This window comes from Kitasatospora sp. NA04385, from assembly GCF_013364235.1.
Taxonomy (GTDB): Bacteria; Actinomycetota; Actinomycetes; order Streptomycetales; family Streptomycetaceae; genus Kitasatospora.
This window is the reverse complement of record NZ_CP054919.1, coordinates 2,202,622-2,225,368: the sequence shown is the minus strand read 5'-3', so window position 1 is coordinate 2,225,368 and position 22,747 is coordinate 2,202,622. Positions and strand designations below refer to the sequence as shown.

Here is a 22,747-nt window from a genome sequence, read left to right as displayed (position 1 = left end):
GGAACGGACGCGAACGGGACGCCGGTGGGACGCCGGTGGGACAGGGGGACGGACATGGCACGACCGCAGCAGCACCCGGACACCGCGGCGGCGCGGGACGGCGCGGCGGCGCGGGACGGCGTGCCGTGGACCCGGACCGACGCCCTGGTGGCGGTGGCGGCGGGCCTGGCCGACGCGGTCTCCACCCTGCTGTTCACCGCGGCGGACGGTCGACAGGGGTCCGGCCTGCCCGGGTTCCTGCTCGGACTGCTGGCCGCCCTGCCGCTGCTCTTCCGGCACAGCCGCCCGCTCCCGGCGCTCGCCGTGTCGACGGTGCTGGTCGCCGCCGCCGACCTGTGCGGCCCCGGGCAGCCGCACTTCGGGGTGGTCCTGGCGATCGCGGTGTACTCGGTGGCCCGGGTGAGCAGCCCCGCCAGGACCGCCGCGGCCGTCCTGGCCACCTCGGTGACCATCGTCCTCGGCCAGGGCCACTTCCGGGTGCCGCCCTGGGACGTGGCGGTGTCCGCCCCGGCCTCCGCGCTGCTGGTCGCCGTCGGCGGTCTCGCGGTGGCCCGCTGGCAGCGCGAGGTGACGGCCAACCGGCAGCTGCTCGCCGACCGCGCGGTGGCCGAGGAGCGCCGCCGGATCGCCCGGGAGCTGCACGACGTGGTCGCCCACCACATCACCACCATGCAGCTGATGGCCGGTGGCGCCCGCGCCAACCTCGCCGACCCCGAGGTGGTCCGGGACGCCCTGGTCACCCTGGAGTCCTCCGGCCGCCTCGCGCTGCGCGAGATGCGCCAACTCCTGGACGTGCTGCGGGCCGGCGACGAACCGGACGCCGTCCCGCCCGCCCCGCAGCCCGGCACCGACGACCTGCCCCGACTGCTCGCGGAGTCCCGGCTGGCCGGCCTGCCCGCCGAACTCACCGTGCACGGCGAGGTCCGCCCGCTGCCGCCCGCCCTCGGCCTGACGGTGTTCCGGATCGTCCAGGAAGCCCTGACCAACACCCGCAAGCACGCCGGCCCGACCCGCGCCACCGTCCGCCTGACCTACCGCCCCGACCTGCTCACCGTCCACGTCCGCGACCACGGCCCCACCGCCGCCCACCCCCCGGCCGAACGCGGCGGACACGGCCTGATCGGCATGCGCGAACGCACCGCCCTCCACGGCGGCACCCTCACCGCCACCCCCCACCCCGACGGCGGCTTCGCCGTCCACGCCGAACTGCCCCTGCCCACCGAGGAACCGCCCACCGCACCCGCCGAACTCCCTTCCCTCACAGGCGGATCCGCCGATTCGGTCGCCGAACTCCCTTCTGCCGCCAGCGAGTCCGCTGCCCCTCCCACCGAATTCCCCTCTCCCCTCGGTGAGTCCACCGCTCCACCCACCGAACTCGCTTCCTCCACCGGCGAGTCGGCCGCTCTTGTCGCCGAACTCCCCTTCTCTGCCAGTGGATTTGAATCCCTTCTCGCCGATCCACCCCATGGGAGCGGTGAGCCGCTTGCCCGGCCCGCCGAACTCCCTTTCCCGGCGGCCGAATCCGCTGCTCTGCCCATCGAACTCCCTTCCCCCGCCCGCGAGTCCGCCACACTCCCCACGGAGGCCCTCCGATGACCCCGATCCGGATTCTGGTCGCCGACGACCAGCCGCTGGTGCGCCGCGGGCTCTGCCTCATCCTCTCGCCCGACCCGGCCTTCGAGGTGGTCGGCGAGGCCGAGAACGGCGCCGACGCGGTCGAGCTCGCCCGCCGGCTGCGCCCCGACGTGGTGGTGATGGACATCCGGATGCCCGTCCTCGACGGCGTCGACGCGACCCGCGAGCTGGCCCGGGTGCTCCCCGACTGCCGGGTCCTCGCGCTCAGCACCTTCGACCTCGACGAGTACGTGGTCGCCGCGCTCCGGGCCGGGGCCTGCGGCTTCCTCCCCAAGGACGTCTCGCCGGAGGAGCTCGCCGCCGCGATCCGCACCGTCCGCACCGGCGAGGCGGTGGTCGCCCCGCGCCTGCTCACCCGCCTGATCTCGGCCTACGTCCGCACCCCCACCGCTCCGGCCCCCGCCGTCGCGCGTCCCGCCGGGGCCGAGCTGACCCCCCGGGAGACCGAGGTGTGGCGGCTGATCGCCACCGGTCTCGACAACGACGTCATCGCCGGGGCCCTCGACCTCAGCCGTTCCACCGTCAAGAACCACATCACCTCGCTCTTCGCGAAGCTCGACGTCCGCGACCGGGCCCAGGCCGTCATCGCCGCCTACGAATCCGGCCTGGTGGCCGCCGGGAGCCCGGGTGGTGCGTGAACGTCGCGTGCGCAGCGCGTGAGCGGCGGATCGCCGTCCGCTTGCGGAGACTCCGTGATGAAGGTTGCATCTTCAACGAAAGGTAGGTGAGGCTAACCTCAGTTTCTGTTGTGAACGCGCCGACTTCGCTGCCCTGGAGGCCTTCCATGTCCCCGTCCGCCGCCCACCGCACGGTCGAAACGGCCCGCCCCTACCTCCTCGGCCTGACCCGGGCGGTCACCGGCCTGCTCTTCGCCTGCCACGGCGCGGCCTCGCTGTTCGGGGTGCTCGGCGGCGCCAAGGGCGGCGGCACGGTGGAGGCCCTGTCCTGGCCGGGCTGGTACGCGGCCGTCATCCAGCTGGTCGGCGGCACCCTGGTCCTGCTCGGCCTCGGCACCCGCACCGCGGCCGTGGTCTGCTCCGGCTCGATGGCCTACGCGTACTTCTCCGTCCACCAGGAGGGCGGCCTGCTCCCGATCCAGAACGGCGGTGAGAGCGCCGCCCTCTTCGCCTGGACCTTCCTCCTGCTCGCCGTCACCGGCCCCGGCGCCCTCGCCCTCGACGCCCTCCTCCCGGCCCGTCGCCGCCCGGCCCCGGCCCCGGCCCCCGCCACCGCCACCGCCTGACCCTCCCACCGCCTAGCCCGGCGCCTCCCCGCCCGAAGCCCCGTCAGACTCGCGCCCGGCCTCCCGCCCGGCCGGCCACCGCTACCGCGGCGGGATGACCCGGCGGCCGCCCCCTCCACCCCGTGAGGTAGCGCGGATCAACCCGCCGCGGGTCGAGCGGGCGGCGGTCCGGGGCCTAGGTTCGTTGCACAGCCGTAGCGCCGGCCTGACGGCGCGGCGGCCCGGCGGTGGTCGTCGCGCCCGCGCCCGCACGGGGGCGAGAACGGGGGAGGGCGCGGCGCGGCGACCGCGGCGTCCCCGGGGGCTGCTACCCGGGGGCGTCGCCGCGTCCGGGGACGACCAGGCCGTTCTCGTAGCCGAAGACCACGGCCTGGGCGCGGCTGGAGAGCCCCAACTTGGCCATCGCCCGGTTGAGGTGGGTCTTGACGGTGGCCTCGCTCAGGAACAGCCCGGCGGCGATCTCGGCGTTGGACAGCCCCCGGGCGACCTGCCGCAGCACCTCCCGCTCCCGGTTGGTGACGTTCGGCAGGGCCGCCGGGTCCTCCCGTTCGGGCCGCGGCGCGGGCACGTACGCCTCGACCAGGCGCCGGGTGACGGACGGGGCGAACAGCATGTCCCCGGCGGCCACCGTGTGGATCGCGGCGATCAGCCGCTCGGGCGGGGTCTCCTTCAGCAGGAAGCCGCTCGCGCCCGCCCGCAGCGCCCCGTAGACGTACTCGTCGAGGTCGAAGGTGGTGAGCACGATGATCCGCGGCGGCGGGACGTTCGGCAGGGCGAGGATCCGCTCGGTGGCGCGGATGCCGTCGGTGCCGGGCATCCGGATGTCCATCAGCACCACGTCGGGGCGGGCGGCCGCGGCCTGCGCGACGGCGTCCTCCCCGTCGCAGGCCTCGCCCACCACCTCCAGCCCGGGGGCCGCCCGCAGCAGCGCCCCCAGTCCGGCGCGCACGAGCACGTGGTCGTCCGCGATCAGCACTGCGGGCATCGGCATCCTCACCGGGTACGGCCGCGGCCGGACGACGGCTCGCGGCTACGGGTGCGGGCGGCCGACCGGCTCGCCACCCGCGGCGTGCGGGGCCGGCAGGCGCAGCTCCACCTCGAAGCCGCCCCCGGCCCGGGGCCCGGCGCTCACCGTCCCCCGGTAGATCTTGGCGCGCTCATGCATACCGATCAAGCCGTGTCCGCCGGTTGACGGCGAGTCAGCCGGGGCGGAGCGGTTGCCGTCGTCGGTGATCCGTACCGTCAGCGTCCGCGCCGCGTAGCGGACCAGGACCACGGCGGCGGCGGGCCCGGCGTGCCGCAGCACGTTGGTCAGCGCCTCCTGGACCACCCGGTACGCGCACAGGTCCATCCCCGGCGGGAGCCGGAACGGGGTTCCCTCCCGGCGCAGTTCGGTCGGCACGCCCGCCGCCCGGACCCGCCGCACCAGCTCCTCCAGCCGGTCCAGCCCGGGGGCGGGCGCGTACGGGGCCGCCTCCCCGGCCCCCTCCGGTTCTCCCTCCGGGCCCACCCGCAGCAGGGCCAGCAGCCGCCGCAGCTCCTCCAGCGCCTCCCGGCTGGTGGTCGCGATCGCCTCCAGCGCGCCCTTCGCGGTGACCGGGTCGACCTCCACCACGTAGGACGCCATCCCCGCCTGCAGCGAGACCACCGACATGTGGTGCGCCACCACGTCGTGCAACTCCCGTGCGATCCGGACGCGTTCCTCGGTCACCGCGCGCTCCGCCCGCAGCTCCTGCTCGGCCCGCAGCCGGTCCGTCAGCACCGCCAGCCGGCGGCTGCGCTCGGCGGAGACCCCGGCGCCCCGTCCGAGGAAGGCGACCACCCCGGGGAAGGCCACCGCCTGCACGGCCACCGCCGGGAGCGGGGTGTACCGCCCGCCCAGCAGCCCGGCCACCACCCAGGTCACGCCGACCGCCGCCGCGCACACCGCGGCGGTCCGGGTCCGGTGCGCGGCGGCGACGGTGTACAGCGCCAGCAGCACGGCGGGGGAGTTGACCACCGGCCAGTAGCCGCAGCCGATGTAGCCGAGCCACAGCGCGATCACCGCCGCCAGCACCGGCACCGGGGCGACCCGCCGCACCGTCAGCGCCGCGCTCACCAGCAGGATCAGCACCCGGCCGAGCGCGTCCATCGGCTGCCAGGGGGCGGCCGGCGTCTCCTGGCCGAGGACCAGGCTGCCCGCCGCGTAGAGCGCCGCGAGCGACGAGTCCACCACCAGCGGCCGGCGCCCGCCCTCCGCCAGTCGGCCGAGCAGCCCCTCTCCCGTTCGCATCGGCGCAGCCTACGCCTCGCGCGGACGCCTTCCAACAGCCTTCCGCGGTAGTCCGGGTACCGCGGAAGTCGCAGTTCCGGGGGTTTCGGCGGGGCCGGGTTCAAACCCCCGGTTGACGCGGCACCGGACCGGCGCCTGGGAGTCTCGACCCCACCCGCCGGACGTCCGGCGCGGGCAGCGGATCCGACCCAGGAGCGACCCCATGACCGTTTCGGTGACCCCCGACTGGCTCCGGCAGCGGGGCGGCGACTGCGACCGGCTGACCGAGCGGTGGACCGCGCAGCGCTCCCCGGGCCTGGCGGCCTGCGACGCGCTCGAATCGGCGTCCCAGGGCTGGGAGTTCCGCGGCAGCCTGGACCAACTCGCCGACCGGTGGCGGGCGCTGAGCGAGCTGGTGGAGCGGCGGACCTCCGAGGTGGGCGACAAGTTCCGTGACACCGCCGGGAACTGGGACCACCACGAGCACGGGATCAGGGACTTCTTCCACGGCCTGTTCAACTGACACGACGCGATCCGACGGGGGAGAGCCGTACATGGTGGACTTCGACACGTTGGCCCGGTTCGACGCGGGCTGCCTGGACCGGTTCCTGGACGCGTGGACGCGGGTGCTGGCCGAACTCACCGCGGTCGACCAGGACTTCGAGGCGGGCGTCAACGTCCCGCTCAGGTCCGGCGAGTGGACCGGCAAGGACGCGGACGCCGCGCGCGGCCACTGCGGCCGGGTCTCCGTCGACCTGGGGGCGGTGGGCAAGGAGGTCGCGGGGCTGGTCGAGTTCGCGGGCAAGATGGCCGGCGGCGGCGAGGAAGGCTTCCGGGGGCTCCGGGCCCTCTCCGACCGGGCCAGGGAGCTCCGGGCCCGGGCCGCCGAACTCCAGACGGCCATCGGGCCGGACGGCTCGGTGGACTCGACGGACCCGCGACCGGCCGACCCCCACCCCGACGCGGCGGAGAACGCGCGCCTGAACGACCGGCTGCGCGAGGTCTCCGCGATCCAGGCCGAGGCCCAGCAGCTCCTGCAGGAGGCCCGGAAGAGCGACCGGTGGTTCGCCGACGGCCTGAAGGTGGCCTTCGGCACCGAGGACAACTTCGAGACCGAGGACCGCGACTTCCGCGGCGTCGGCCCCGACCTCGGCGACCGCAAGACCGAACTGACGCTCAAGGCCGCCGAGGAGTGGCTGCGCCACAAGAACGGCTACCCGGACGCCGCCGACCTGCTCAAGCACTGGCTCGGCGCCAGCGGCACCCCGTACCAGGTCGACCCGGCCAAGATGCTGAAGGACATGCCCAGCACCTTCGGCAAGGACGTCGACCTCACCCTCGACGAACTCCGCAAGCACCCGGACGGCCCGATCAGCACCGAGTGGAAGTCCTCGGAGCCGGACGCCGCCAAGGACCCGCGCGCGGCCAACTGGTACTTCGGCCTCAACCACTTCCAGTACCGGCTGGTCGGCCGGAAGCACGGCGGCACCATCGACTACCAGGTCGAAGTCCGCAAGCGCTACGACTGGGGCGTCCCCAGCGAACACCGCAGCAACCTGCACCAGACCAGATTCGTCAACCTCGAACAGGCCGACATCGCCCACCTCAACACCACCGGCCAGGCCCGCGACTTCGACGTCACCGGCTCCACCGGCCCCCTCACCTCCCCGACCTGACCACCCCACCCCGAAGGCCGCCGCCCCGACCCCGGGAACGGCGGCCTCCGCGTACAACCAGGACCGGCGGGCCTACAGGTCGTAGTAGAGCTCGAACTCGTGCGGGTGCGGGCGCAGGGCGATCGGGGCGATCTCGTGGGTGCGCTTGTAGTCGATCCAGGTCTCGATCAGGTCGGCGGTGAAGACGCCGCCGGCCAGCAGGTACTCGTGGTCGGCCTCCAGGGCGTCGAGGACGGCGCCGAGGGAGGCGGGGACCTGGGGGACGGCGGCGTGCTCGTCGGGGGCGAGCTCGTAGAGGTCCTTGTCGACGGGCTCCAGCGGCTCGATCTTGTTCTTGATGCCGTCGAGGCCGGCCATCAGCATGGCGGAGAAGGCCAGGTAGGGGTTGGAGGCCGGGTCGGGGGCGCGGAACTCGATGCGCTTGGCCTTGGCGTTGGAGCCGGTGATCGGGATGCGGATCGCGGCCGAGCGGTTGCGCTGCGAGTAGACCAGGTTGACCGGGGCCTCGAAGCCGGGCACCAGGCGGTGGTAGGAGTTCACCGAGGGGTTGGTGAAGGCCAGCAGCGAGGGGGCGTGCTTGAGGATGCCGCCGATGTAGTAGCGGGCGGTGTCGGACAGGCCCGCGTAGCCCTGCTCGTCGTAGAAGAGCGGGGAGCCGCCGGTCCACAGCGACTGGTGGACGTGCATGCCGGAGCCGTTGTCGCCGAAGATCGGCTTGGGCATGAAGGTGGCGGTCTTGCCGGCCCGCCAGGCGACGTTCTTGATGATGTACTTGAACAGCATCAGGTCGTCGGCGGCGTGCAGCAGGGTGTTGAACTTGTAGTTGATCTCGGCCTGCCCGGCGGTGCCCACCTCGTGGTGCTGGCGCTCGACCTCCAGCCCGGCCTTGGCGAGTTCGAGGGACATCTCGGCGCGCAGGTCGGCGAAGTGGTCGACCGGCGGGACGGGGAAGTAGCCGCCCTTGTACTTGACCTTGTAGCCGCGCGCGTCGCCCTCGGCGGAGCCGCTGTTCCAGGCGCCCGCGACCGAGTCGATGTGGTAGTAGGAGGCGTTCGCGGAGGTCTCGAAGCGCACCGAGTCGAAGACGTAGAACTCGGCCTCGGGCCCGAAGTAGGCGGTCTCGGCGATGCCGGAGGAGGCCAGGTACGCCTCGGCCTTGCGGGCGACGTTGCGCGGGTCGCGGCTGTAGGCCTCGCCGGTGATCGGGTCCTGGATGAAGAAGTTGATGTTGAGGTGCTTCTCGGTGCGGAACGGGTCCAGCCGGGCGGTGGCCAGGTCGGGCACCAGGGCCATGTCGGACTCGTGGATGGCCTGGAAGCCGCGGATCGAGGAGCCGTCGAACATCAGGGTCTCGGACGGGTCGAAGGTGGCGGCCGGGACCGAGAAGTGCTGCAGCACGCCCGGCAGGTCGCAGAACCGGACATCGACGAACTTGACGTCGTTGTCCGCGATGTACTGCTTCACCTCGTCGGCGTTGGTGAACATCCGTACTCCTCCTCGGCGTGCACGGTCTGAGTCTCCGTCAGGGACGACAGGAGCCCCGGTGCAGGGGGCTCACGATAGGAACGGCCCGTTTCCGGTTCGTGACTCGCTTGTTTCCCACATGTTAACCAGGCCGTTCGAGCGGCTGGCAAAGCGGGACGGTTCCGGGCAAACTCCCTTCCCCGTCGCGCCACTGTTCATTCATAGGTCTAGACCATTCGTGGCAGTCGGGCGAACCGGGTTCACCCCGACGGGAAACCCCCGTGGCGCGCCGCCCCCCGGGGGCCGCCCCCGGCCCGGGCCGTAAGCCCGGTTAGGGTGGATTCGTGGACACCAGAGAAGCACTCGGATCGTGGATCGACGGCCCGAAGGCGGCCGCCGAGAAGATGGGCGCCGACTTCGGCCACCGCGGCGAGCGCCTCGGCCTCCCGCCGACCGGCCCCGGTTCGATGGCCGGCCCCGGCCGCCGGATCGGCGCGCTGCTCGTGGACGGCTGGCTGGTCAGCCTGGTCGCCTACGGCCTGATCGCGCACGGTGACCGCGGCGTCGCCAACCTGTGGACCACCCCGCTGTTCTACGTCGTGACGGTGCTGCTCATGGCCACCACCGGCACCACCGTCGGCAAGCGTCTGTTCGGCCTGCGGGTGGTCCGGCTGGACGGTACCCGGGCCGGCATCCCGCAGGTGCTGCTGCGCACCCTGCTGCTGTGCCTGATCGTCCCGGCCGCCGTCTGGGACCGCGACACCCGCGGCCTGCACGACAAGGCCGTCGGCACCGTCGAGGTCCGGATCTGATCCGCGGGCCCGGCCCGCGCACGCCGACCCCGCAGGCACGGGCCCCGCAGTCACCGGCCCCGCAGACGCAGAACCGGGAACGTCGAACGGCCCCGCAACGTCGAACGGCCCCGCTCGCCGAGGGAGGAACCTCGGGAGCGGGGCCGTGGTGTTGAACGGGGGAGTGGGGCCGGTCAGCGCATGCCGCCCTTGGGCATCCGGGCGCCCTTCGGCATCGGGCCCTTGGGGATCGGCGCCTTGGAGAGCAGGTCGCCGAGCGCGCGCAGCCGGTCGTTGGTCTCGGTGACCTGGGCGCCGCTGATCGCCCGGGGCAGGCGCATCAGGTGGATCTGCAGCTTCTTGAGCGGGATCTCGCCCTCGCCGTTGCCGACCATGATGTCGTGCACCGGGATGTCGCCGACCACCCGGGCCATCTTCTTCTTCTCGGACGCCAGCAGCGGCCGGACCCGGTTCGGGTTGCCCTCGCCGATCAGCGCGATGCCGGCCCGGCCGACCGCCCGGTAGACCGCGTCCTGGTTGCGGGTGACCGCCACCGGGGTCTGGTTCGAGCTCCAGCCGCGCCGGATGTTGCCCAGCACCGCCGCGACCGCGCCCGGCTGGCCCTCCATCTGCCCGAACGCGGCCCGCTCGGCCCGCCGGCCGAACACGATCGCGACCGCCAGCACCGCCACCACGAAACCGAGGATGCCCAGGTAGATCGGGTGGTCCAGTGCGAAGCCGATGGCGAGGAACACGCCGAAGGTCAGCAGGCCGACGCCGGCGATGATCAGGCCGATCTTGGTGTCGACCTGCTTGGTCATGACATATGCCTGGCGGATCTGTGCGAGCCGCCCAGGGGTATCGGATTTTTGCCTCGCCATACCGCTCATGGTACGTGGCGGCACACGCGATCATCCAAGGCGGTGCCGGTTCGTGACCCTGGTCTTCCCCTGAGCGGACCCCGCCGCGGCCCCGGTCCCCACCAGGGGTTCAGGCGCTGCGCCCGAACACCCCCACGGCCTGCTCGCGTTCGCCCGCCAGCCGCCGGTTCTCGCACACCGCCGCCCACGCGTTGCGGCGCGCGCCGCGGATCAACAGCAACTGCTCGGCCCGCCGCAGCGCGGTCCGGATTCCGGTACGCATCAACACCCACTCCTCGACCCGGGTACCGCTCCAGCATCCCGGACGCCCGTTACCGTACGGTGACCCGGCCGTCAATGCCACGTGAAACGTCGGCGATTCGTCCGGACGGCCCCAAGGCCCGCCAGCCCGCCAAGGCCCCCCAAGGCCCGCCAGCCCCCCCAAGGCCCTCAAGGCCCCCAAGGCTGCCAGGCCGCCCCCGGACGTACCGGAGGGGCGGGCCCGGACGGGTCCGCCCCTCGGTGGGGACGACGGCGGCGGCCGCCGCGGTTTCAGACCGCGGCCGCCCGCTCGCGGTGCTCCAGCGCCTGCCGGTACAGCCGCCCGGCCCGGTACGAGGAGCGGACCAGCGGGCCGGACATCACCCCGGCGAAGCCCAGTTCCTCGGCCTCCTGCTGGAGCTCGACGAACTCCTGCGGCTTCACCCAGCGCTCCACCGGGTGGTGGCGCAGCGAGGGCCGCAGGTACTGGGTGATGGTGATCAGCTCGCAGCCGGCGTCCACCAGGTCGGACAGCGCCTCGCTGACCTCCTCGCGGGTCTCGCCCATGCCCAGGATCAGGTTGGACTTGGTGACCAGCCCGGCCGCCCGGGCCTGGGTGATCACGTCCAGCGAGCGCTCGTAGCGGAACGCGGGGCGGATCCGCTTGAAGATCCGCGGCACCGTCTCCACGTTGTGCGCCAGCACCTCGGGGCGGGAGGAGAAGACCTCGGCCAGCTGCTCCGGGACGGCGTTGAAGTCCGGGATCAGCAGCTCGACGCCCGTCCGCCCGGCCTCGCGGGCGGCGGTCATCGCGTGCACCTGCCGGACGGTCTCGGCGTACAGCCACGCGCCGCCGTCCGCCAGGTCGTCACGGGCGACACCGGTGATGGTGGCGTAGTTCAGGTCCATCGTGACGATGGACTCGGCGACCCGGCGCGGCTCGTCCCGGTCGAACTCGGCGGGCTTGCCGGTGTCGATCTGGCAGAAGTCGCAGCGGCGGGTGCACTGGTCGCCGCCGATCAGGAAGGTCGCCTCGCGGTCCTCCCAGCACTCGAAGATGTTGGGACAGCCGGCCTCCTGGCAGACCGTGTGCAGCCCCTCCTTCTTCACCAGGGACTGCAGGGCGTTGTACTCCGGCCCCATCTTCGCCCTGGTCTTGATCCACTCGGGCTTCCGCTCGATGGGGGTCTCGCTGTTGCGGACCTCCAGCCGGAGGAGCTTCCTGCCGTCGGGTGCGACAGCGGACACGTGCGACTCCTAGAACTAGACGGGGTACCCCTCAGGGTACGCCTGCACTTCGATGGCCTGCGCCCGGCCCCGGGCCTGCCTTCGAAAGGCAACGTCCGGCGTGGCGCAACGAATTCCGTCAGCCGCCCGCGACCGCCGGTTCGGGCAGCTCGGCGAACACCTCGGCCAGCTTCCGTTCCACCACGTCCACCGCGGCCCCCACCGGGAACGGCCGGGCCAGCTCGCCGCTCAGCGAGGCCACCCCGGCGTCCCGGATGCCGCACGGGACGATCTTGTCGAAGTACGTCATGTCCGGGTCGCAGTTCAGCGCGAAGCCGTGCATGGTCACGCCGCGGGCCACCCGCACGCCGATCGCCGCCAGCTTGCGGTCGTCGCCGCGCTGGCCCGCGTTGGACGGCGCGTACTCGGGGCCGGCCAGCCGCGGGTCGATGCCCAGCGGCAGGCCCATCCGCAGGGTCAGCTTGCCGATCTCCACCACCTGCGCGGGGTCGACCACCGCGCCGGGGATCTCCGCGCCCAGCTTCCACACCCCGCTGCGGCCCTCGATCCGGGTGGTCCCCACCCCGAACTCGGTGCAGGCCCGGATCAGCGCCTCCTCCAGCCGCCGCACGTACGCCACCACGTCGATCGGGTCCGGCAGCTTCACGATCGGGTAGCCGACCAGCTGGCCGGGGCCGTGCCAGGTGATCTCGCCGCCCCGGTTGACCTCCACCACGGGGGTGCCGTCCAGCGGCAGGTCCTCCGGGTTGGTGCGCTTGCCCATCGTGTACACCGGGTCGTGCTCCAGCAGCAGCACGGTGTCCGGGATCTCGTCCGCGACCCGCAGCGCGTGCAGCCGCTGCTGCTCCGCCCATGCCTCCTGGTAGGGGACGGTCCGCTCGCCGATCCCCATCCGCACGAACCGCACGTTCTCGCTCACCACAGCACTCCCAGCCGGCCGACCAGCCCAACCTCGCCACTGTACGCCGACCGGCCGGAGCACCCGGAACCCCGCCTCAGCCCCCCGCCAACAGCTGGAGCCGCAGGGCCAGTTGGAGTTCCAGCGCCCGCTCCGGCTGGTTCCAGTCCCGGCCCAGCAGCACCTCCACCCGGTCCAGGCGCTGCACCACCGTGTTCACGTGCACGTGCAGCAGGTCCTTGGCCCGGGTCAGGCCGCCGCCGCAGTCGAAGTAGGCGCGCAGGGTCCGCACCAGCTCGGTGCCGCGCTTGGCGTCGTAGTCGAGCAGCGGGCCGAGCGTGGCCCGGACGAAGCCGTCCACGTCGTGCCCGTCGCCCAGCAGGACGCCCAGGAAGCCCAGGTCGGCGGCGCACGCCCCGTCCCCCTCCCGGCCCAGCACCCGCAGCGCCCGCACGCAGCGCACCCCCTCCGCGTACGCGGCGGCCAGCGCGACCGGGCCGGCCGCGGGGCGCCCGGCGCCGACCGTGACGGGGAGCCCGCCAGCCGGGCCAGCCGCTCCGCCGCGAGCGCGGCCACCGCGCCGTCGCCGCCGCCCTCGTGCGGCACCAGCAGCACCACGCCCGCGCCGAACTCGGCGCTGATCCCGCGCGAGCCGAACAGGTAGCGGGCCGCCGCACCGGCCAGCCGGCCCTGAGCCGCGGCGTCCTCGGCGACCGCGACCAGCGCCAGGTGCGGCCGGTTCAGGTCGACGCCCAGGCGGCGGCCGCGCGCGGTCAGCCCGGCCGGGTCGCGGCCGGGCGCGGTCAGCAGGTCGGCCAGCAGCTCGCCGCGGACCCGGTTCTCGGTCTCGGCGACCGAGCGGCGCAGCAGGAGCAGCAGCGCCGTGACGATGCTCGCCCGTTCGAACACCCGCCGGTCGGCGTCGTCCAGCTCGGGCCGCCCGTGCAGCACCAGCGCGCCCAGCAGCTCCTGCCCGGCGAGCACCGCGCACACCCACTCGGTGCCGTGCCGCACCGCGTGGCCCCCGCTGCGGGAGGCGGCGACCGCCTCGGCCAGGCCGTCGGGGGCGGCGCCGGGGCCGGTCAGCGGGGCGCCCTCGGCGTCGTGCACGGAGGCCCCGCCGTCCAGCAGCGCGGCCACCTCGGCGGCCACGTCGGCGACCTCCGCGCCGCGCAGCACCAGGTCGGTGAGCCGGTCGTGGGCCTGCTCGGCGCGCTGCACGGCGGCCGCGTGCGCGCCGATCACGGCGTTGGCGCCGGCCAGCTCGGCCAGCGCGGCCCGGGTGTCGGCCAGCGACTTGGCGGTGTCCAGGGCGATCGCGGCGTGCGCGGCCAGCGTGCACAGCAGCGCGACCTCGTCGGGGGAGAAGGCGCGCGGCGAGCGGTCGGCGGCGAACAGCACCCCGATCACGCTGCCGCCCAGCAGCAGCGGCACCCCGATGATCGCCACCAGGCCCTCGTCCAGCACGCCCGCGTCGATCTGCCCGGTGTGCCGGAACCGCTCGTCGACCCGGTAGTCGTGGGTGGCGTAGGGCCGGGCGGTCTGCGCGACCAGGCCGCCCAGGCCGTCGCCCAGGCTGAGCCGCAGGGTCTGGAAGAGCGGCGAGACCGAGCCGTCGGTGACCCGCATGTACGTGTCCCCGGCCCGCTCGTCCGGCAGCGTCAGGTACGCGGTGTCGGTGCCCAGCAGCATCCGGGCCCGCCGGACGATGGCCTGCAGCACCGCGTCCAGGTCCCGGGAGGCGGCCAGGTCGCCCGCGGTGTCGAACAGCGCGGTCAGCTCGGCCTCGCGCCGGCGGTGCTGGCGCATCGTCCGGTGCACCCGCAGCGCCTGCCAGGTGGCGTCGTCGATCTCGGTCAGCACCTCGGCGGGCGCGCCCCGGCGGCGGGCCTCGGCGAGCACCTCGCCGAAGTCCTCGGTGGCGGCGCCGGTGGCCAGCAGGTCGAGGAGTCTGCGCAGCGCCGGCGCGGCGGTGGTGTGGCGGTCCATTCGGTCTTCCCTGTCGCTAGTGCCCCCGTGCCCCCGGCCCGCCGCACGAACGGGCCGGGGCCGCGCCGCCGGGGAGAACGCCCCGGTGACGCGGCCCTGATCCTGCCGGAAGTGCTCAGGCGGTGGTGGCGGCCTTCACCGAGTCCACCCGAGCGGCGGCCCCGGCGTCCTCCAGATCGGTGCCGCGGGTCTCCCGGGCGCACAGGACGGCCACCACGGTGACCGCGGCGGCGATCGCCACGTACACGGCGATCGGGGTGGCGCTGCCGTAGTCCTTCAGCAGCGCGGTGGCGATCAGCGGGGCGGGCGCCCCGGCCGCGACGGAGGAGAACTGGGCGCCGATCGAGGCCCCCGAGTAGCGGGTGCGGGTGGCGAACAGCTCGGAGAAGAACGCGGCCTGCGGGGCGTACATCATGCTGTGGAAGAACAGGCCGACGGTGACGGCGGCGGTCAGTTGGACGAAGCTCCCGGTGTCGGCCATCGGGAAGAACACGAACGCCCAGACGCCGACCCCGACCGCGCCGACCAGGTAGACCGGCTTGCGGCCGACCCGGTCGGAGAGCGCCCCGAAGGCCGGGATCAGCGCGAACTGCACCGCCGAGCCGATCAGCACCGCGTTCAGCGCGGTCTGCTTGGGCAGGTGGGTCTGGGTGACGGCGTACGCCAGCACGAAGGTGGTCAGCACGTAGTACGAGATGTTCTCCGCCATCCGGGCGCCCATCGCGACCAGCACGTCCCGCCAGTGGTCGCGCAGCACCGCCACCAGCGGCGGCTTCTCCCGCTCGGTGCTCCGCTCGGCGGCCGCCAGCGCGGCCTTGAACAGCGGCGACTCGTCCACCGCGAGCCGGATCCACAGGCCGACCATCACCAGCACCGCGGAGAGCAGGAACGGCACCCGCCAGCCCCAGGACAGGAACGCCGCGTCCGACTGGACGGCCGTCATCAGCGACAGCACGCCCGCGGCCAGCAGGTTCCCGGCCGGGGCGCCGCCCTGCGGCCAGGACGCCCAGAAGCCGCGCCGCCCGCGGTCGCCGTGCTCGGAGACCAGCAGCACCGCCCCGCCCCACTCGCCGCCCAGCGCGAAGCCCTGCACCAGCCGCAGGCCGGTCAGCATCACCGGCGCCGCGACGCCGACCTGGTCGTAGGTCGGCAGGCAGCCGATCAGCGTGGTCGCGCCGCCCATCAGCAGCAGGCTCAGCACCAGCAGCTTCTTGCGGCCGATCCGGTCGCCGAAGTGCCCGAACACCAGGGCGCCCAGCGGCCGGGCGGCGAAGCCGATCGCGTAGGTCAGGAAGGACAGCAGGGTGCCGGTCAGCGGGTCGGCCTTCGGGAAGAACACGTGCCCGAAGACCAGCGCCGCCGCCGATCCGTACAGGAAGTAGTCGTACCACTCGATGGTGGTGCCGATCAGCGAGGCGGCGACCACCCTGGGCAGGGAGGCGGGTCTCGCGGCGTCGGGAGAGGCAGCCATGGGGGATTCCCTTGCAGGTGAGGAGGGTTGTGGGAGGAGAGTCTCAGTGCGCGGTCCAGCCGCCGTCCACCGGCAGGCTCGCGCCGGTGACGTACGAGGCGCCCGGCGAGCACAGCCACACCGCCAGCTGCGCCACCTCGTCCGGTTCGATCAGCCGCTTCACGGCGGTGCGGTCGAGCATGATCCGCTCCACCACCTCGTCCTCGTGGATGCCGTGCGCCAGCGCCTGCGCGGCGATCTGCTGCTCCACCAGCGCGGTGCGCACGTACGCCGGGTTCACGCAGTTGCTGGTCACCCCGTACGGGGCGCCCTCCAGGGCGACGGTCTTGCTCAGGCCCTCCAGGGCGTGCTTGGCCGTCACGTACGCCGACTTGAAGGCGCTGGCGCGCAGGCCGTGCACCGAGGAGATGTTGACCACCCGGCCCCACTCGCGCTCGTACATGTGCGGCAGGGTGCGGCGCAGGATCCGGAACGGGGCCTCCACCATGACCCGCTGGATCAGGGTGAACCGCTCCACCGGGAACTCGTGCACCGGGGCGACGTGCTGCAGGCCCGCGTTGTTGACCACGATGTCCGCGTCCGTCGGCAGCGCCTCCACCGCGTCCGGGTCCGACAGGTCCGCGACGTGCGCGGTCCCGCCGATCGCGGCCGCCAGCTCCTCGGCGGGGGCGGCGGCCAGGTCGACGACGTACACGTGCGCGCCCGCCGCGGCGAACGCCTCCGCGCAGGCCCGGCCGATGCCGGAGGCGGCCCCGGTGACCAGCGCGGTGCGGCCGAGCAGCGGGCGGTCGGCGGGCGGGGCAGAAGTGGTGTCCATGGCCGAGAACGGTAGGAATCCGCGCGCCCCGCAACGATGTGGACGGACACCACAGCGGTGCCGGTTCCCGTGGTGTCCGGCACCATGCGCCCGGAGCGCGGGCAGCGGCTCTCGAACTCAAACACGCGGCGCCCGCGCTTCCTCACAACGGGCGGGGCTGGTTCACCCGTTCGGAGGACGGGTGGCCCGAATCCACCCATAGCGTCCCAATGCTCGCTACATTCGCGCCGATTCCCGATCAGGGGGCGCCGTCCGGGCAGGAGGGGCCGGAACGGTGCCTGAGAGGTGTGGACTGCTATGCCCCAACGGCCAGTGATCGACAGCCCCGCGTACCGACCGCTCGACCCGCTCGACCCGCGCCCGACCGGAGCGGCCGAGACCCCTCCGCGCGCCGCCGAGCCGGCCGAACCACCGGCCCCCGCGGCCGGGCGCGCCCAGAACCCCCAACTCGCCGCGCTCATCGAGGAGTCCGGCTTCTCGCACGCCGGACTCGCCCGCCGGGTCGACCAACTCGGCCTGGAGCACGGCCTCGACCTGCGCTACGACAAGACCTCCGTCACCCGCTGGCTGCGCGGCCAGCAGCCCCGCGGCGCGACCCCCGCGCTGATCGCCGAGGTCTTCACCCGCCGCCTCGGCCGCCGCCTCACCGCCCAGGACGTCGGCCTCGACGCCTGCGCCCCGGTCTACGCCGGCCTGGAGTTCGCCGAGACCCCGCAGGAGGCCGTCGACATCGTCGCCTCCATGTGGCGCAAGGACAACGGCCCCTACGCCGAACTCCGCAAGATCGCCTTCACCCCCGCCGGGCTCGTCGTCCCCAGCCGCGACTGGCTGATCGGCCGCACCGACGAACGCGTCGCCCGCGACGGCACCACCCTCACCCCCGAGGAACTGCGCTCCCCGCCGGGCGCCCGCGTCCCCCCGCAGGGCCCGCGCCGCCCCGCGAACGCCGCCGGCGCCGAACCGGGCACCGAGCACCGGGAGACCAGGCCGCCCGTCCGGGTCGGCCGCGGCGACATCGCCGCCATCCGCGCCGTCGGGGACCTGTTCCGCGCCCTCGACCACGCCTACGGCGGCGGCCACGCCCGGCAGGCCCTGGTCCGCTACCTGGAGAGCGAGGCCGAACCCATGCTCCGCGGCCGGTACGGCGAACAGATCGGACGCGCCCTGTTCGGCGCCGTCTCCGACCTCACCCGGCTGGCCGGCTGGACCTCCTTCGACATCGCCGCGCACGGCCTCGCCCAGCGCTACTTCGTCCAGGCCCTGCGGCTCTCCCAGGCCGCCGGCGACCGCGTCCTGGGCGGCTTCGTCCTCACCACCATGAGCCAGCAGGCCGTCCACCTCGGCCACGCCCGCGAGGCCATCCAGCTCGCCCGGGTCGCCCAGCAGGGCGTCGGCACCGCCGCCGCCCCCGTCGTCCAGGCGCTCATGCACGCCGCCGAGGCCCGCGGCCACGCCCTGGCCGGCGACGTCCGGGCCTGCACCACCGCGCTGGTCCGCTGCGAACGCGCCCTCGCCACCGCCCGCAGCGCCGACGAAGTCCCGTCCTGGGCCCGCTACTTCGACGACGCGCAGCTCGCCGACGAGTTCGCCCACTGCTACCGCGACCTCCAGCAGTGGCGCCCGGCCGCCCAGCACGCCGAGAAGTCGCTGCGCCTGCGCGCCCCCGCCTACGCCCGCAGCCGCATCCTGTGCCGCCTCGTCCTCGCCTCCGCGAGACTGGGCATGGGAGACGTCGACGAAGCCTGCTCGATGGCCACCGACTCCCTGCGCGCCGCGGGCGAGATGCGCTCCGCGCGCACCGTCGAGTACCTCCGCGACTTCCACCGCCGCCTCAGCCCCTACCGCACCACCCCCGCCGCCCGGGCCTTCGAGGAGGCGACCCGCCAGGCGGGGGTGGTCTGAGGGCCCGGAAGGCCGCGTGCCCGGGAGCCGGGAGCCACCTGCCTCCGCCCCGGCCCCGGACACGCGTCCCGCACTACAGGTACGTCTCGTAGCCCTGCCAGCCCCAGCCGAGCAGGCTGCGGTCGCCGAACGCCGAGGTGCCGGTCCGCCCGGTGCCCGGGTAGAGCCAGAGGTTGCCGTCGGAGTCGCGGTCGAGGATGTCCGTGAGCCCGTCGTTGTTGACGTCGCCGAGCTGCGGCCGGTGCACGCCCGGCCACCAGCCGGTGCCGACCAGCGTGGCGTCGCCCAGCAGTTGGAGACCGCTGCCGCCGGTGTTGCGGTAGGCGTACATCTCGCCCGTGCCCTGGACGACGGCGAGCACGTCGGTGCGCCCGTCGTCGTCCACGTCGCCGAGCAGGACGTCCCGGCCGCCCCACCCGGTGCCGATCTTGACGGGGGAGCCGAGCTGGCCGTCGGCCGTGCTCCGGCCGGTGCCGGGGTAGAGCCACAGGTCGCCGTTGGCGTCGGTGCCGACCGCGTCGACCTTCCCGTCGCCGTTCAGGTCGGCGAAGTCGAGCTGGGAGAGCCCGTTCCAGCCCACGCCGATCCTGGTCGGGCCGACCCAGTTGGTGCCGTCCCCGGGGGTGCCGTTGCCGCGCCACAGGCTGAGCGTGCCGCCGCCGTCGCGCATCACCAGGTCGGCGGTGCGGTCCCCGTCCAGGTCGGTGGCCCGGACGACGGGGTAGCCGCCGCAACCGCTGCACACCAGCTTGCGGGTGCCGTAGGTGCCGACGCCGCTGCCGCCGCTGCCGGGGTAGACCCACAGGGCGCCGGCGGAGTCGCGGGCGAGCAGGTCGGTCCAGCCGTCCCGGTCGTAGTCGGTGCGGTCGCGCATCAGCCGGTCGCCGAGCGCGGACGGGCCCTCCAGCCACTCGCCGCCCCAGCTGCCGCCGCCGGCCAGCCGGGGCAGCGCGCCTGGGCCCGAGGTGTCGGCGGAGTACGCGAGCAGGCAGCCGCCGGGGCAGCCGGCGCTCTTCGCGGTGCTGCCGTCCTCGGTGTACGTGACGGTGCCGCCCGCCGGAGTGGCGACCAGCAGATCGGGCGCGCCCTGGCCGGCGGCCGGGGTGGAGCGCCGGTAGGGGACCCGCTCGCCCGGCTCCTCGACGCCGTTGTCGTTGGCGTCGTACCACTCCGTCTCGGTGGTGACGGCGGACTGGATGTTGCCGAGCGAGAGCAGCCCGGCCCGCCCGGCGACCGGGGAGCCGTACGGGGTGCCCGCGCCCAGGGTGTACGCGGTGGCGCCGCCGCCCCTGCCCGGGTAGCGGGTGAGCGCGCCGGTGCGGTTGTCGCGGGCGACCAGGTCGGCGGTGCCGTCGCCGTTCAGGTCGCCGGGGGCGGCCAGGGTGACGGCGGACCAGTCGGTGCCCGCGCCGAGCTCGGTGCGCCCGGCCAGGTCGAACGGGGCGGTGGTGTCGGTCGTGCCGCCGGCCTTGGTCCGGCCGCTGTACAGGTAGAGCCGGCCGCCCTCCACGGTCAGCAGGTCGTTGCCGGGCCTGCCGTCCAGGTCGCCGGTGGCGAGCACCTGCGTGGTGGCGGACCAGTCGGCGGCGGTGGGGTGGACGAGCTGGCGGCGGGCGGCCGGGTTGGGCCGGCCGAGGCCGTCGTTCGGGTAGACGAACAGCTTCCCGGCGTCGGGGCCGGACGCGCCGCGCACCACGTAGTCCTCGTAGCCGTCGACGTCGGCGGTGGTGGCGCGGTTGCCCGCCAGGTCGCCCCGGTGGGTGACCAGCGCGCCCGCCCAGCCGCCGCCCAGGTCGACGGGGGTGCCCGCGACGCCGCTGCCGGTGCCCGGGTACAGCCGCAGCACGCCCTGCGGGGAGACGGCCACCACGTCCGGGTAGCCGTCACCGTTGAGGTCGCCGGGCAGGTCGTGGCCGGCCGGGGTGGTGGTGGCGCTCGCGGGCCGGACGAAGTCGGCGGGCCGGGTGGCGATCAGCTGCACGCCGTCGGCCGGGTCGGAGCTCCGGTTGCCGGCCTTGTCGTAGGCCACCACGTGCAGCCGGGCGTTCGGCCAGGAGGTGGGGGTCACCGTGACGTTCGCCGCGCCGTTCACCGCGTCCGCCCAGGTGCCGTTCTGGCAGCGGGTGTTGGAGACCGACACGGGCTGCTCCAGCGTCCAGCAGAAGCCCGCCAGGTTGCTGTCGGAGGCGGTCAGCCGCAGCGTGCGGGCGACCCGCGCGGGCACCTCGGCGACGTCGATCCGCTTGCCGTCGGCCGGGGCGACGCCCACGGCGGTCGGCGCGGAGCGGTCGACGGTGAAGCCGCACTGGGTGGTGGTCGCGGACTGCGCGATGCCGTCCCTGGCCTGGGCCGCCCAGCGGTACTTCACCCCGTCCTGGAACAGGTTCGCCGGTACCGTGTCGGTGGCCCAACTGCCGCTGCCCACCACGGTGTCGAAGCTCTGGACGTCCCCGCCGGCGTCCTTCCAGACGCCGAAGTGCGCGGTGGTGTTGGTGCCGTCCGGGTCGGAGACCTTCGCGGTCAGCACGAGGTCGTTGTTGCCGACCACCGGCCAGCTCGCCGGGTCGGTGACGCAGGGCACCGGCTTGCTGCCGCTGCCGCCCGGCGTCCACGGGCCCTCGTAGGCGGCGGACTCGTCGACCACGGGCGCCCGGTTGTAGGTCACCTCCAGGTAGGGGTTGTTCTTGAACCGCTTGTAGCTGTTGACGTTGCCCTCCATCGAGGACTCCGCCGCCAGGTTCAGGGTCAGCGCCGCGCCGTCGTTGTCGGCCACCTGCTGCACCCAGGACCGCAGGCCGTCACCGGAGAAGTCGTGGCCGAGGTCGTTGGGGCAGTAGGTGTCGTTGCCGCCCGCGAAGCTGTCGTGGTTCACCCGGGCCGCCCGGGGCAGGCCCCAGTTCCAGGTCGGGTCGTGGTCCCAGGCGCCGACCACCCACAGGTCGGTGTACCCGGCGGCGGAGGCGGAGCAGCCCCAGGAGTGGGTCTCCACGGTGTGCAGGGTGGCGCCGAGGATCTGCGCCCCCTTCAGCCCGCCGGTGCCGACGGTGAAGTAGGTCTGGTGCTTCGCGTCCCCGGAGTAGCCGGCCCGGAACTCGTCGGTCGGGTTGTCGGACGTCCAGCCGGCTCCGGCGACGAAGGAGCTGTTCGGGTACGAGGAGGCGGTGAAGGCCCACTTCTGGCGCGAGCCGCCGGTGAACACCGGGTCGATGACCAGCGGGAACCGGGCGTCGGGGGAGGTCAGCAGGGCGTGGTCGGGGGTGATCCGGATCGCGCCCGGCTCCACCTGCACGCCCATCCGGGCGGAGTGGACGTCGCGCTCGGGCTCGGGCCCGGCCGGGTCCGCCGCCAGGGCGGCCCGGGCCGCCCTGGGCGGGTCCTTCGGCGCCGGGGTGTCCCACATGGTGGGGGCCGGGGCCTGGAAGACGGTGCGCCCGTCGCGGTCCCGGGCCCGGATGCCGCCGTCGTCGGCGGTGGACAGGTCGAGGCCGTCGGCCGTGGTGAGCAGCCGCAGTTCGGCCAGCGCCGGATCGGCCGCCGCCTGCCGGGTCTTGACGACGAGCTGCTCGGAGAAGCCGTCGACGTCGGCCCGCACCTCCAGGTCGACGCCGGGCAGCACCTCCGGGTAGCGGGCGGTGCTGCCGTCCACCACGGGCGTCGGCAGCGCGGTGGGCCAGCCGATCGCGAGGGTGTGGCCCTCCCGGGTGAGGCTGGCCAGCGGGGCGGTGCCGCCGCCGGAGAAGACGATCGGGAAGGTCGGCGCGGCGGGCGCCAGGGTGCCGTCGGGCCGGGCGCGCAGCGTCGCGTCGGGCGTGCGCCAGGCGCCGTCGACCTTGGCCCGGACGGGTTCGACGTGGCTGCGCCGGGTGAACGTGCCGTCGGGGTTGGCCAGCGTCTCGTCGTACTCGTCGAGGAGTTCGGGGATCTCGACGGGTCGGCCGGTGCGCTCGGCCTCGGCCAGCGCCCGGTCCTGCGGCGACTGCGCGGCGGGTGCGGGAGCGGTGAGCGGTGCGTTCGGTTCTGCGGCCGCGGCGGTGCCGACCGCCAGGGGCGCGGCCAGCAGGGTGCCGGTGGCGAGGACCGCCAGCAGACTTCGGCGTCTGGAAGCGGATCCCCGGGATGTGTACATGCGGAATTACCCCCCTCGGAGCGTGTGGTGGTGCCGGGGGATGGTAGCCGGGTCGGATCGCTTCCGAACGACTGGTAGGACGTCAAATCACCTTGTAGGTCTGGGGAGTTGAGCG

At 74.2% G+C, this 22,747-nt stretch carries 17 protein-coding genes and 1 pseudogene; 7 read left to right on the top strand and 11 right to left on the bottom strand.

Annotated features, from left to right (window positions below; all coding sequences use genetic code 11):
- Positions 1-54 precede the first annotated feature (54 nt).
- The 3 genes from HUT16_RS09660 (at position 55) to HUT16_RS09650 (ending at position 2,878) form a co-directional block, all read left to right on the top strand.
- Positions 55-1,596 (top strand): histidine kinase, encoded by a 1,542-nt coding sequence (locus tag HUT16_RS09660; RefSeq protein ID WP_176187379.1) that lies wholly within the window; start codon positions 55-57, stop codon positions 1,594-1,596.
- Positions 1,593-2,273 (top strand): response regulator transcription factor, encoded by a 681-nt coding sequence (locus tag HUT16_RS09655; protein WP_176187377.1) that lies wholly within the window; start codon positions 1,593-1,595, stop codon positions 2,271-2,273. The genes HUT16_RS09660 and HUT16_RS09655 overlap by 4 nt, the downstream gene beginning before the upstream one ends.
- Before the next feature lie 146 nt (positions 2,274-2,419).
- Complete coding sequence (locus tag HUT16_RS09650; RefSeq protein WP_176187375.1) at positions 2,420-2,878, top strand: DoxX family protein; 459 nt, start codon at positions 2,420-2,422, stop codon at positions 2,876-2,878.
- Positions 2,879-3,185: 307 nt separating this feature from the next.
- Here the strand turns inward: HUT16_RS09650 and HUT16_RS09645 are convergent, their stop codons facing one another.
- Positions 3,186-3,863, bottom strand: a complete 678-nt coding sequence (locus HUT16_RS09645) for a response regulator transcription factor (RefSeq protein WP_176187373.1) — start codon at positions 3,861-3,863, stop codon at positions 3,186-3,188.
- A 45-nt stretch (positions 3,864-3,908) separates the two neighbouring features.
- Complete coding sequence (locus HUT16_RS09640) at positions 3,909-5,150, bottom strand: sensor histidine kinase (protein ID WP_176187371.1); 1,242 nt, start codon at positions 5,148-5,150, stop codon at positions 3,909-3,911.
- 202 nt (positions 5,151-5,352) lie between these two features.
- Here HUT16_RS09640 and HUT16_RS09635 point away from each other — a divergent pair, with 202 nt between their 5' ends.
- Both HUT16_RS09635 and HUT16_RS09630 read left to right on the top strand, forming a co-directional pair.
- Positions 5,353-5,652, top strand: a complete 300-nt coding sequence (locus tag HUT16_RS09635) for a hypothetical protein (protein ID WP_176187369.1) — start codon at positions 5,353-5,355, stop codon at positions 5,650-5,652.
- A gap of 31 nt (positions 5,653-5,683) precedes the next feature.
- Positions 5,684-6,805 carry a hypothetical protein gene (locus HUT16_RS09630; RefSeq protein ID WP_176187367.1) on the top strand — a complete coding sequence of 374 codons (1,122 nt, stop codon included), beginning with the start codon at positions 5,684-5,686 and terminating at the stop codon, positions 6,803-6,805.
- A 72-nt stretch (positions 6,806-6,877) separates the two neighbouring features.
- Here the strand turns inward: HUT16_RS09630 and glnA are convergent, their stop codons facing one another.
- Positions 6,878-8,290, bottom strand: coding sequence for a type I glutamate--ammonia ligase (gene glnA / locus HUT16_RS09625; RefSeq protein ID WP_176187365.1), 1,413 nt, complete (start codon positions 8,288-8,290; stop codon positions 6,878-6,880).
- 323 nt (positions 8,291-8,613) lie between these two features.
- Here glnA and HUT16_RS09620 point away from each other — a divergent pair, with 323 nt between their 5' ends.
- Entirely contained in the window at positions 8,614-9,081 is a 468-nt protein-coding gene (locus HUT16_RS09620; protein WP_176187363.1) for an RDD family protein, read from the top strand.
- Between the two features lie 173 nt (positions 9,082-9,254).
- Here HUT16_RS09620 and HUT16_RS09615 read toward each other — a convergent pair whose 3' ends face one another.
- The 7 genes and pseudogenes from HUT16_RS09615 to HUT16_RS09585 form a co-directional block, all read right to left on the bottom strand.
- On the bottom strand, positions 9,255-9,941 hold the full coding sequence (locus HUT16_RS09615; protein ID WP_176187361.1) for a DUF4191 domain-containing protein: 687 nt from the start codon (positions 9,939-9,941) through the stop codon (positions 9,255-9,257).
- A gap of 109 nt (positions 9,942-10,050) precedes the next feature.
- Entirely contained in the window at positions 10,051-10,203 is a 153-nt protein-coding gene (locus tag HUT16_RS09610) for a hypothetical protein (protein WP_176187359.1), read from the bottom strand.
- 269 nt (positions 10,204-10,472) lie between these two features.
- Entirely contained in the window at positions 10,473-11,429 is a 957-nt protein-coding gene (gene lipA / locus HUT16_RS09605) for a lipoyl synthase (protein ID WP_176187357.1), read from the bottom strand.
- 118 nt (positions 11,430-11,547) lie between these two features.
- Positions 11,548-12,351, bottom strand: a complete 804-nt coding sequence (gene lipB / locus HUT16_RS09600) for a lipoyl(octanoyl) transferase LipB (RefSeq protein ID WP_176187355.1) — start codon at positions 12,349-12,351, stop codon at positions 11,548-11,550.
- 73 nt (positions 12,352-12,424) lie between these two features.
- Positions 12,425-14,316 (bottom strand): annotated as a pseudogene (locus HUT16_RS09595) (helix-turn-helix domain-containing protein).
- 115 nt (positions 14,317-14,431) lie between these two features.
- Positions 14,432-15,787 carry an MFS transporter gene (locus HUT16_RS09590; protein WP_176187353.1) on the bottom strand — a complete coding sequence of 452 codons (1,356 nt, stop codon included), beginning with the start codon at positions 15,785-15,787 and terminating at the stop codon, positions 14,432-14,434.
- Between the two features lie 43 nt (positions 15,788-15,830).
- Positions 15,831-16,604, bottom strand: a complete 774-nt coding sequence (locus HUT16_RS09585) for a 3-hydroxybutyrate dehydrogenase (protein WP_176187351.1) — start codon at positions 16,602-16,604, stop codon at positions 15,831-15,833.
- Between the two features lie 297 nt (positions 16,605-16,901).
- On the opposite strand from HUT16_RS09585, the gene HUT16_RS09580 reads away from it, so the two are divergent.
- On the top strand, positions 16,902-18,506 hold the full coding sequence (locus HUT16_RS09580; protein WP_254897733.1) for a regulator: 1,605 nt from the start codon (positions 16,902-16,904) through the stop codon (positions 18,504-18,506).
- A gap of 73 nt (positions 18,507-18,579) precedes the next feature.
- Here the strand turns inward: HUT16_RS09580 and HUT16_RS09575 are convergent, their stop codons facing one another.
- Positions 18,580-22,632, bottom strand: coding sequence for a VCBS repeat-containing protein (locus HUT16_RS09575; RefSeq protein ID WP_176187349.1), 4,053 nt, complete (start codon positions 22,630-22,632; stop codon positions 18,580-18,582).
- Positions 22,633-22,747 lie beyond the last annotated feature (115 nt).